Source organism: Paraclostridium dentum, from assembly GCF_012922555.1.
Classification (GTDB): domain Bacteria; phylum Bacillota; class Clostridia; order Peptostreptococcales; family Peptostreptococcaceae; genus Paraclostridium; species Paraclostridium dentum.
Map to the genome: position 1 here is coordinate 104,654 of NZ_WIPK01000009.1, position 11,022 is coordinate 115,675.

Here is an 11,022-nt window from a genome sequence, read left to right on the forward strand (position 1 = left end):
TATAATTAAATTATATCACTATAATATATTTTTTAAAAAACTTCTTCTGTGTATAGTTGTTATTCCATGCTCTCTAATAGCTTTGTAATGTTGGTCCGTTCCATATCCTTTATGAGAAGCAAATCCGTACTCAGGATACATTTTATCATATTCATACATTATACTATCCCTTGTAACCTTTGCTAATATACTAGCTGCAGCTATAGATATAGATTTAGAGTCTCCTTTAATAATAGACTTTTGGTCTATACTCACATCTGGAACATGTGCAGCATCAACTAATAAATAATCTGGTGCTTTCTTCAAGCAGTTTATAGCTTTTTTCATCGCCATATATGTTGCATTTAATATGTTATATTCATCTATCTCTTCTCTTTGAACTATACCTATTCCATAGTCAAGAGCTTGATCTCTTATTATATCAAATAATTCATCTCTTTTAGCCTCACTCAATTTTTTAGAGTCATTTATACCCTCTATCTTAGTCCCTGGTTTAAAAACTACAACAGCTGCAACAACAGGACCTGCTAGTGGACCTCTACCTGCTTCATCTATTCCTCCAATATATGTATATCCGTTTTCATATCCTTCATTTTCAAATGTGTTTATAAGTTCTAATCTTTCATTTTCCGCTCTTATTTTATCTAGTTTTTTAGCTAATTTTATAGCTATATTTTTAACTGATTTTCTCTCATCATCCTTTAAAATGTCTATATACTTTAAATATTCATCTGTGCTTATCGAATCAATAATTGCATTTATTTCCTTAACACTTTTATCTTTCATCTTTTATCTCCTTATTTTTTATCTTTACTTTATATTTTATCAAAAAATTAAAGCGCTTAATATAAATTTAAGCACTTTAATTTTAAATTTTATTAATTACACCCGCTGTATCCACACTTTAAGCAAATACTACATCCTCCTGTATTTGCCATTTGTTCATTTCCACACTCTGGGCATATGAATTTTTCATTTTTATCATCTTCAGTTACACATATTTCTTCTTTTAAATCATTTTCTTCTTTTTCATATTTAGGTTTTTCATTTATAAGTACTCCACTTCGTTTACATCCATCTCTAAATATAGTTACTCCTTTTAAGTTGTGTTTCCAAGCCTTAATATAAATCTCATACACATCTTCAACTGTTGTTTCATAAGGAAGATTTATAGTAGATGAAATTGATGCATCAATATATTGCTGCCATGCTTGTTGCATTTTTATTCTGTCTTCATAATCTAAATTCATAGCTGTTACAAATATATCAGGTAAATCTTTTTCATCGGTTATATTTTTTAAATCCATATATTCTTTTACTATAGGAGTATATACTTTGTAATATACATCTTCGTCATGTAAACTTTCAGTTTTTCTTATATACGAAACATTAAATATAGGTTCAATTCCACCACTTATTCCTAGCATAGTAGATATAGATCCAGTAGGTGGTATAGTTAGAAGTTGAGAGTTTCTAAGTCCATATAATTTAACTAATTCTTTTATATCATCATCTATATTATCATTGAAAAATTTAGATTTTAAAATAGCTTCTTTTTTATATTCTTTAAATGGACCATATTCTTTTGCTAGTAATGATGACTGTTTAACTGCTTCATTTAGCATGGTTCTAGCTATGAATTTACATAGCTCTATTGATTTATCAGAACCATATCTCATATTCATTTTTATAAGCATATCCCCTATACCCATAACACCTAATCCGATTTGTCTATATCTATCAACACTTATCTTTTGTTCTTGTAATGGATGTAAGTCCAGCCCTTCATCTAAAACTTGATTTAGAGCTATTACAGACTCTCTAACACACGCTTTAAATTTATTAATATCAAACGTAGCACTTGTCCCAAATGGTTGTATTACAAACTCAGATAAATTTATAGACCCTAGTAAACAACTTCCCCCACTTGGTAATGGCTCTTCTGCACAAGGATTTACTCCCGCATAAGCAAATTCTTTATCTTCACTCATAAGATGATGTTTTTTTATATTATCCCAAAATAATATTCCTGGTTCTGCATAGTCCCAATTATTTTTACATAATTTCATGAATAACTTTTTAGCATCTACTTCCTTTATAATATGTTCATTATTTCCTTCTACTATAAATTCACATCTATAAGTTTCATTATTTTCAACAGCTTTCATAAACTCATCATTTATTCTCACTGATATGTTAGCTTTTGTTATTTTAGTTAAATCCGTTTTTATATCTATAAAATCCTCTATATCTGGATGACTTACTTCCATTGAAATCATAAGCGCTCCACGTCTGCCTCTTTGACCTATTAATCCTGTAGTCATACTATATAGTTCCATAAATGAAACTGCCCCAGTTGTATTTTTAGCAGAATTATTAACCTTAGCTCCTCTAGGTCTTAATTTAGATATATCAATTCCAACTCCACCACCATAGCTAAATGTTCTTGCAAGTTTTTTTGCTGTATCAAATATATCTTCTAAATTATCTTTTGGTGGTTCTAAAACGTAGCAATTTGAGTATGTAACTTTTAATCCATCTTTATATAATCCTCTATTAGCTAAAATTCTACCTGCAAATAGAAACTTTTTCTGTCTTATTAACTTTCCTATTCTAGTATTTTTAGCAGATATTCTATTCATCCATTCATCAAAGTTTTCTTTATTATATCTATATTTATTTTTCCATATAGATTTTTGTAATTCGTCCATATCCCAGGGTTTTTTTCTTATATTAGCTCTTTTTTCTCTATATAAAATATAGTGTTTTGCTACATCTTTTCTATTAGATTCCATAAGTAATACTTCTACTAAGTCTTGAATTTCTTCAACATTTAAAGACTTATCACTATTTTTAAAAATTTCCTCAACTTTATTTGCTATTTCATTTCCTAGATTTTTATCTATTCCTTTTTCACTATTTATTGTTGATTTATAAACTGCATCTGCAATTTTTACTTTACTAAATTTTTCAATACTTCCATCTCTTTTTATGATTTTTTTCATACTATACCTCCAACCTATACATAAAAGTTTCCTTATATAAATACACTTTTTGTCTACTGTATTAAACATTATTTATATATTTTTAATTTTAAATTAATATCTTATACTTAATTTTTAGTATAAAAAAGTCGTTGATAATTTTATCAACGACTTTATGTTTTCTTATATTAACTTTTATTATTCGTATTCTACACTCATGCAGTTACTTGTCTTAACAAAGTTTCCTAATATTCCACCTACTATTGCAGGTACTATCCAGTTAAATCCTATCTTAGCAAATGGTAATACTTCTAAGAATGGTATGTGTACTGGTAATCCATAAGTTTTAGCTAATGAATTAACTACACCTAATATACTTATTATTAAAGTTACATATGCTGCACCTTTTATAGCATTATCATTTTTAATTTGATCTTTAAATAATGTTGTTATTACTAGTAGTATAGTTACTGGGTAAACCATATCAAGTATTGGTGCTGAGAATTTAATTATAGTGTCAACTCCAAAGTTAGATACTATAGCACTGAATACACATACAACAACAACTACTACTTCATATTTTAATTTATTGTTAGTAATTTTAGTGAAATATTGTCCTGTAGCTGATGTTAATCCTATAGCTGTTGTTAAACAAGCTAGAGCTACTATTATTCCTAGTATAGCTTTACCTGGATATCCAAGTAATTGTTCTGTTATTCCAACTATTAATGAAGCTTGAGATATTGAGCTTATATCTTGTCCTGCAAAGCTTTGAGATATAGTTGCTCCTAAGAATGTAAGTCCTCCATAAACAAAACATAAAGCTACTCCTGCTACTATACCAGCTTTTATTGTTAAACTCACTTTTTCTGAGTTACTTTCATATCCTTTATTGTGTAAAGATGCAATTATTATAGTTGAAAGTGCAACTGCTCCTAACGCATCCATTGTTTGATATCCTTGTGATACTCCATTTGAAAATACGTTGTCTACTAAAGTGTCTGGGCTTATTTGTCCTAATGGTGTTATTATACCTTTTATTATTAAAAGAGCTAACGCAACAAGTAATGCTGGTGTTAACACTTTTCCTATTATATCTACAACCTTAGATGGTCTTATTGTAAGTAATAACACTATTGCAAAGAATATTATAGAGAATATTACTGGAGATACAGCATTTCCTATTATAGGTTGTACACCCATTTCAAATGTTGTAGCTGCTGTTCTAGGTATTGCTAATAAAGGTCCTAGACAAATCATTATAGCTATTCCTACAACTTTTGATAAAGATTTACCTGCTCTTCCTAAAATCTTATTAACATCTCCTCCGCATTTTGCTGCTGCTGCTATAGCTAGTAATGCTAGTCCTACATCAGCTAATATAAATCCTGAGAATCCCGTCATCCAACTTTCACCAGATATAAGTCCTAAAAATGGTGGGAAGATAAGATTTCCTGCTCCAAAGAACATAGCAAAAAGTGCAAATCCCACTATAATTATATCTTTGTTCGTATTTTTCATATTAAAGCCCCCTAAAAAATTTCTTTTTATTTAGATTAAATATTCTGAAAATATTATATGATAGTTTTTTCTAACTGTCAATAATATTGTCAATATACAAAATATTACGAATATTCCGTCTAATCCTATATATTTCTAGAGTTAAGTTATTCCAAATATTTCAGCCTTTAAGTTAAATTTTTATCATAAAAAAATTTTTTTATGGCTTACCTATAAATGAAAAAAAATAGAGTTTAGACTTTATAAAAATAGCCCCTTTACAGTGAAAACACTGGCTTTGAAGGATTCTATTTTTTTATCTAATCTCTATTTATTAAAATAGCTTTAACAATCAATCATATCTTTAGGTACTTCTAAAGTTATTCTTCCTATCTTACCATCTCTGAATTCATTTAGAACTGTTGTTGCAATTCTTGTATAATCCAACTCATTTTTTCTCAAAATAAGACCTCTTTTAATTCCTATTTTATCCATAGTTTCTATAGGAGTTTCTCCAAGCTCTTCCAGTTTATATCTTTCTTTTAATTTTTCTGGTTCTATTTCCATTAATTTCTCTATTAATTTAAGACCTAAAGTGTCCACGTCTAAAACTTCATCTTTTATAGCTCTACAAAATGCTAATTTTAAAGCTACTTCTTCATCTTCAAATTTAGGCCATAATATACCTGGAGTATCTAATAGCTCTAAGTTACCTTTTAACTTAACCCATTGCTTACCTTTAGTTACTCCTGGCTTATCTCCTGTTTGAGTACTTTTTCTTCCTGTAAGCTTATTTATAAGAGAAGATTTACCTACATTTGGAATTCCAACGATCATTATTCTTATAGGTCTCTCTATTCTTCCCTTTTTAACTAAAGCTTCCATTTTTTCTCTAGTTTCATTTTTACATTCTTCTATTATTTTATTTACGCCTTTTCCCTTTAAAGTATCTACTGGTATAGCTTTTATTCCTCTTTTTTTGTAATAATCAACCCATTGGTTTAATTTATTTTGATCTGATATATCACTTTTGTTTAAAACTACAACTCTTGGTTTATCTCCAACAAATCTATCTATATCAGGATTCCTACTACTAAGTGGTATTCTTGCATCTAAAAGTTCTACAACAACATCGACTAATTTTAAGTTGTTTCTTACTAAGTCTTTAGTTTTTTTCATATGCCCTGGATACCAGTTTATATGTAAACTATCATCTCTTAAGTATTCATCTGTCATTCTTTGTATTTTCATATATTTTCTCCTTTTTCTAATATTAAAAACACAAATTATTTTATCTAAACTTATAATTTATATTTATAAAAATTTATTTTAATCTAATTAATAGTAAAAAAGGAGACTGAAATCTCAGTCCCCTGTATAGTAAAGTTTATTATCTAGCTTCTTTTATCTTAGCAGCTTTACCTACTCTACCTCTTAAGTAGTTTAGTTTAGCTCTTCTTACTTTACCTTTTCTAGTTACTTCTATCTTCTCTAATTTTGGAGAATGAACAGGGAATGTTCTTTCTACTCCAACGTTGAAAGATATTTTTCTTACAGTGAAAGTTTCTCTAGCTCCTCCACCTTGTCTCTTTAATACAACACCTTCGAATATTTGTATTCTTTCTCTTTTTCCTTCAACTATTCTAACGTGTACTTTTACAGTGTCCCCAGGTCCAAAGTTAGGAACTTCATTTTTTAATTGCTCTTGCTCTAATGATCTTAATATTTCGTTCATTTTAATCCTCCTGGTATCATAGACGCTCTTAATTACTTGACCATTTGTAAGCAGAGGAACGCCCGTTTTATTTTTTCAACAGATTTTATTATACTATATGTCCTATTTATTTACAAGCTTTTTTGTATAAATCAGGACGTCTTTCTTTAGTTATTTCAATAGCTTTCTCATGTCTCCACTCATCTATTTTCTTATGATTTCCAGACAGTAAAACTTCCGGAACTTCCATTCCCATAAATTCTCTAGGTCTAGTATAATGAGGGTACTCTAATAAATCATCTTTAAATGATTCCTCTTCAAAGGATTCATTTTGACTTAATACACCTGGTATAAGCCTTGAAATTGAGTCTATAAGAATTAGTGCAGGAAGTTCTCCTCCTGTTAATACATAATCTCCTATAGATATTTCATCGGTAACTATAGAATCAATGATTCTTTGATCTATTCCTTCATAGTGCCCACATAAAAGTATTACATCTTCAAATGTTGACATTTCACTAGCTATATTTTGATTGTGAACTTTACCCTTAGGAGTTAAATATACAACTCTAGGATCTTTTATATCAAACTTATCTATAATATGTTTATATGTATCATATATTGGTTGTGGAGTCATTACCATGCCTGCTCCACCTCCAAAAGGATAATCATCTACCTTTTTATGCTTATTAGTAGAAAAGTCTCTTATATTGTATATGTTTACTTCAATAATACCTTTTTCTACAGCCCTTTTCATTATACTCTCATTCATATAAGAATTGAATATTTCTGGGAATAGCGTCATTATATGAAATCTCATAATATCACCTTAAAATTAATCTAACATTCCCTTTATAGGGTCTATTATCATTTTTCTTTCTTCTATATCTATCTCAGGTACAAATTTCATAACAGCTGGTATAAGATATTCTTTATTATCTTCACCTTTAATTACATAAACATCATTAGCTGCATATTGTAAAACATCATCTAATACACCTACATGTTTATTATCTACTGTATAAACGTCTATACCAATCATATCAGCAATAAAGAACTCGTCTTCATCTAATTCTTTTGACTCTTCTCTAGATACATAGATATTTTTGTTAACTATCTTTTCAGCCATTTCTACTGTATCTATTCCTTTTATTTTCATTATAACTAAGTTACCTTTATATCTAACATTTTGTACTTTATATTCTGTATTAAGGTCTTTTCCTATATAAAAAGTATCCAAGTCGTCATATCTATATATATCATCCGTTGTGGAGTAAATTCTTACTTCACCTTTTAAACCTTGTGTTTTTACTATTTGTCCTATTTTAAAATGAGTTAATTTATTTTCCATAATCTCACCTTCTTTAAAAATTATGCTTTATCTTTGCGCAATATATACACAGTATATACAAAAAGGACTAGGTTAATACCTAATCCTTTATATTATTTCAAGAGTAACCTTTTTGTGGTCTCTATTTGAAGCAGATTTTATAACAGTTCTTATAGCTTTAGCTATTCTACCCTGCTTACCGATAACCTTACCCATGTCATCAGGGGCTACTTTTAATTTTAAGATAGTTTCTCCATCATTAAAAGTTTCCTCTACTTCAACTGCCTCTGGATTATCGACAAGAGCCTTTGCTATATCTAGTACTAGCTCTTTCATATCAATTCACTCCTAAAAGAAAATTACTTAGCTTGCTTAGAAGCTTCGAACTTTTCCATTACTCCGTTGTTAACTAATAAAGTTTTAACTGTATCAGTTGGTTGTGCTCCACATCCTAACCATTTAACAGCTTTCTCATCGTTTATTTTAACTTGCTTTGGTTGAGATATTGGATTGTAGAATCCTATTTCTTCTATGAACTTTCCATCTCTTGGAGCTCTAGAATCTGCTACTACTATTCTGTAGAAAGGTTTTTTATTTGATCCCATTCTTTTTAATCTTATTTTAACTGCCATATCGACACCTCCGAAAAATTTTTATCTTTTTGTTTTCTATTATTTAAAGAAAGGTAAACCGGCAAAGCCTCCCCTTTTCTTCATGCTTTTTTGAGTTCCTGTAAACATCTTCATCATTTTTTTCATCTCATCAAATTGCTTTATAAGTCTGTTTACATCTTGAACACTAGTACCACTACCTCTTGCTATTCTTTTCTTTCTTGAAGCATTTAAGATACTAGGATTTCTTCTTTCTTCTATTGTCATAGACTGTACGATTGCCTTAGTCCTAACAATTTCTTTATTATTCATATCGATGTCCCCAAGTTGGTCTTTGACTTGACCCATACCAGGAATCATTTCAATTACCTTGTTTAAAGGACCCATCTTTTGAATTTGTTCCATTTGTTCTAAGAAATCTTCAAAATCAAGATCTTGCTTTTTAATTTTGCTTTCTAATTCCTTAGCTTTTTCTAAATCTATATTTTCTTGAGCCTTTTCTATTAAGCTTAGGATGTCTCCCATACCTAATATTCTAGATGCCATTCTATCTGGATGGAAAGGCTCTAAGTCATCTAGCTTTTCTCCCATACCTATAAACTTTATAGGCTTTTGTGTTACAGCTCTTATTGAAAGTGCTGCCCCACCTCTAGTATCACCATCAAGCTTAGTTAAAACTACTCCATCAACCCCAAGAGCATCATTGAAGCTTTGTGCAACATTAACTGCATCTTGTCCTGTCATAGAGTCTACAACCAATAGTATTTCATGTGGCTTAACTTCAGATTTTATATTTTGTAACTCTTCCATTAAAGTCTCATCTATATGAAGTCTACCCGCTGTATCTATTATAACTAAATCGTGGTTATTTTTTACTGCATGATTATATCCAGCTTTTGCTATATTTACTGGGCTTTCTTTATCTCCCATGCTAAATACTGGTATATCTAATTTTTCACCTACAACTTGTAATTGCTTTATCGCTGCAGGTCTATATATATCACAAGCCACTAGTAAGGGCTTCTTACCTTGCTTTTTAAAGTATCCTCCAAGCTTACCAGATGTAGTTGTCTTACCTGCACCTTGTAAACCTACCATCATTATAACTGTTGGTGGCTTTGGCGATATCATTATTTTACTTTGAACATCACCCATTAAACTTGTCAGTTCTTCATTAACTATTTTTATAACGTGTTGTGCTGGTGTCAAGCTTTCCATAACATCTTGTCCAACAGCTCTTTCTTGAACTTTCTTAACAAAGTCTTTAACTACTTTAAAGTTAACATCAGCTTCTAATAACGCTAACTTAACTTCTCTCATAGCATCTTTAACATCTTTTTCAGTAAGCTTTCCTTTAGATTTTAATTTACCTAAAGCGCCCTGTAGTTTATCTGCTAATCCTTCAAATATCATTTTAACATCTCCCTACATAAATCTTCTATATTTTCTACCTTAGGGATTAAATTAGCACAATCTCTATTTTGCAATAAATCTTGTTTAATGTCAACAACTTTATTATATATGTCTTGTGTAATTTTTTCACGTTCTTTTGACTTTTTAACTAAGCCTAATTTTGCTTCATAATCCTTCAAAATTTTTTCAGAACGCTTTAATGTATCATATATTCCTTGTCTTGAAACACTTAGATTTTCACTGATTTCTCCAAGAGAATAATCTTCATTGTAATAAAGTGATACAATTTCTCTTTGCTTATCAGTTAGAAGCATTTTGTATTGTTCAAATAACAACCCAATTTCTACTAATTTTTCTAGATTCATTATTACACTTCCCACTTGCTTTACTGTAAAGGTTAATTCCTTTACACATTGTATTTTATATCATACTAATAAAGTTGTCAACAATTATTTTAAAAAGCTAATTAGTTCCCAAATAACGCATCTATAAATGCTTTTGAATCAAAATCTTGTAAGTCTTCTACTTTCTCTCCAACACCTATAAGTTTCACAGGAACATCAACTTCAGATTTAACAGCTAAAACAACTCCACCTTTTGCTGTTCCATCTAATTTAGTTAAAACTATTCCCGTTATATCAGCTACTTCTTTAAATGTTTTAGCCTGAGATACCGCATTTTGACCTGTTGTAGCATCTACAACTAGTAAAACTTCTTTTTGCGCTTCTGGATATTCTCTATCAACTATTTTGAATACTTTACCTAACTCATTCATTAAGTTAGTTTTATTATGAAGCCTTCCTGCTGTATCACAAATTAATACATCTGCTTTTCTAGCTTTAGCAGCTTTAACAGCATCAAATATTACAGCTCCTGGATCAGCTCCTTCTTGGTGCTTTATTATATCCACGTTACTTCTGTTAGCCCATACTTCTAGTTGTTCTATAGCTGCTGCTCTAAATGTATCACCTGCTGCAAGGAGTACTTTTTTACCTTCTTTAGTGTATCTATTAGCTAGTTTACCTATTGTAGTAGTTTTACCTACCCCATTTACTCCTACCATTAAAATTATACTTGGACCAGGCTCTATGTTTAATTTAGAATCTTCTTCGCCTAACATATCGCATATTACAGCTTTTAACTCACCTCTTACATCTAAAGGATCTGTAATACCTTTAGTTTTTATAGCATCTCTTAGTCCATCTATCATTTCCATAGTAGTGTTTACGCCAACATCTGCTGTTATTAGTATTTCTTCAAGTTCTTCAAGAAGATCTTCATCTATTGTAGTATATGAATTTAAAACAGCATCAATTTTATCTGTTATTCCTTGTTTAGCTTTAGTAAGTCCTTGTTTAAGTCTTGCAAATAAACCTTCTTTTGTAATTTCTTCTTCTACTTCTTCTACTTCTTCTACTTCTTCTACTTCTTCTACTTCTTCTACTTCTTCTACTTCTTCTACTTCTTCTA

The 11,022-nt window shown here is 29.9% G+C and carries 12 protein-coding genes; all 12 read right to left on the minus strand.

Annotated elements, in window-relative coordinates; all coding sequences use genetic code 11:
• Positions 1 to 18: 18 nt before the first annotated feature.
• Positions 19 to 786 (minus strand): ribonuclease HII, encoded by a 768-nt coding sequence (rnhB, locus tag GFJ41_RS13285; RefSeq protein WP_021429635.1) that lies wholly within the window; start codon positions 784 to 786, stop codon positions 19 to 21.
• Positions 787 to 878: 92 nt separating this feature from the next.
• Entirely contained in the window at positions 879 to 3,005 is a 2,127-nt protein-coding gene (locus GFJ41_RS13290) for an adenosylcobalamin-dependent ribonucleoside-diphosphate reductase (protein WP_035115305.1), read from the minus strand.
• Between the two features lie 177 nt (positions 3,006 to 3,182).
• Positions 3,183 to 4,505 (minus strand): branched-chain amino acid transport system II carrier protein, encoded by a 1,323-nt coding sequence (gene brnQ, locus GFJ41_RS13295; protein ID WP_035115308.1) that lies wholly within the window; start codon positions 4,503 to 4,505, stop codon positions 3,183 to 3,185.
• Positions 4,506 to 4,829: 324 nt separating this feature from the next.
• Positions 4,830 to 5,735 (minus strand): ribosome biogenesis GTPase YlqF, encoded by a 906-nt coding sequence (ylqF, locus tag GFJ41_RS13300; protein ID WP_021429762.1) that lies wholly within the window; start codon positions 5,733 to 5,735, stop codon positions 4,830 to 4,832.
• A 139-nt stretch (positions 5,736 to 5,874) separates the two neighbouring features.
• Positions 5,875 to 6,219, minus strand: coding sequence for a 50S ribosomal protein L19 (rplS, locus tag GFJ41_RS13305; protein ID WP_021433783.1), 345 nt, complete (start codon positions 6,217 to 6,219; stop codon positions 5,875 to 5,877).
• Positions 6,220 to 6,325: 106 nt separating this feature from the next.
• Positions 6,326 to 7,018, minus strand: coding sequence for a tRNA (guanosine(37)-N1)-methyltransferase TrmD (gene trmD / locus GFJ41_RS13310; RefSeq protein WP_170075557.1), 693 nt, complete (start codon positions 7,016 to 7,018; stop codon positions 6,326 to 6,328).
• 15 nt (positions 7,019 to 7,033) lie between these two features.
• A complete protein-coding gene (gene rimM, locus GFJ41_RS13315) occupies positions 7,034 to 7,549 on the minus strand; it encodes a ribosome maturation factor RimM (RefSeq protein ID WP_035115311.1) in 516 nt (171 codons plus the stop codon).
• Between the two features lie 87 nt (positions 7,550 to 7,636).
• Positions 7,637 to 7,864, minus strand: a complete 228-nt coding sequence (locus GFJ41_RS13320; RefSeq protein WP_021429642.1) for a KH domain-containing protein — start codon at positions 7,862 to 7,864, stop codon at positions 7,637 to 7,639.
• A 23-nt stretch (positions 7,865 to 7,887) separates the two neighbouring features.
• Positions 7,888 to 8,160, minus strand: a complete 273-nt coding sequence (gene rpsP, locus GFJ41_RS13325) for a 30S ribosomal protein S16 (protein WP_021429667.1) — start codon at positions 8,158 to 8,160, stop codon at positions 7,888 to 7,890.
• Positions 8,161 to 8,199: 39 nt separating this feature from the next.
• Complete coding sequence (gene ffh, locus GFJ41_RS13330; RefSeq protein WP_021429709.1) at positions 8,200 to 9,552, minus strand: signal recognition particle protein; 1,353 nt, start codon at positions 9,550 to 9,552, stop codon at positions 8,200 to 8,202.
• Entirely contained in the window at positions 9,549 to 9,917 is a 369-nt protein-coding gene (gene ylxM, locus GFJ41_RS13335) for a YlxM family DNA-binding protein (RefSeq protein WP_021429599.1), read from the minus strand. The genes ffh and ylxM overlap by 4 nt, the downstream gene beginning before the upstream one ends.
• A gap of 101 nt (positions 9,918 to 10,018) precedes the next feature.
• Positions 10,019 to 11,022, minus strand: a 1,004-nt coding sequence (gene ftsY, locus GFJ41_RS13340; protein ID WP_170075558.1) for a signal recognition particle-docking protein FtsY, incomplete at its 5' end; no start/stop codon positions are given.

Coding starts and splice junctions, on each gene's coding strand:
- rnhB (WP_021429635.1), bottom strand. CDS start 786: ATGAAAGATAAAAGTGTTAAGGAAATAAATGCAATTATTGATTCGATA.
- GFJ41_RS13290 (WP_035115305.1), bottom strand. CDS start 3,005: ATGAAAAAAATCATAAAAAGAGATGGAAGTATTGAAAAATTTAGTAAA.
- brnQ (WP_035115308.1), bottom strand. CDS start 4,505: ATGAAAAATACGAACAAAGATATAATTATAGTGGGATTTGCACTTTTT.
- ylqF (WP_021429762.1), bottom strand. CDS start 5,735: ATGAAAATACAAAGAATGACAGATGAATACTTAAGAGATGATAGTTTA.
- rplS (WP_021433783.1), bottom strand. CDS start 6,219: ATGAACGAAATATTAAGATCATTAGAGCAAGAGCAATTAAAAAATGAA.
- trmD (WP_170075557.1), bottom strand. CDS start 7,018: ATGAGATTTCATATAATGACGCTATTCCCAGAAATATTCAATTCTTAT.
- rimM (WP_035115311.1), bottom strand. CDS start 7,549: ATGGAAAATAAATTAACTCATTTTAAAATAGGACAAATAGTAAAAACA.
- GFJ41_RS13320 (WP_021429642.1), bottom strand. CDS start 7,864: ATGAAAGAGCTAGTACTAGATATAGCAAAGGCTCTTGTCGATAATCCA.
- rpsP (WP_021429667.1), bottom strand. CDS start 8,160: ATGGCAGTTAAAATAAGATTAAAAAGAATGGGATCAAATAAAAAACCT.
- ffh (WP_021429709.1), bottom strand. CDS start 9,552: ATGATATTTGAAGGATTAGCAGATAAACTACAGGGCGCTTTAGGTAAA.
- ylxM (WP_021429599.1), bottom strand. CDS start 9,917: ATGAATCTAGAAAAATTAGTAGAAATTGGGTTGTTATTTGAACAATAC.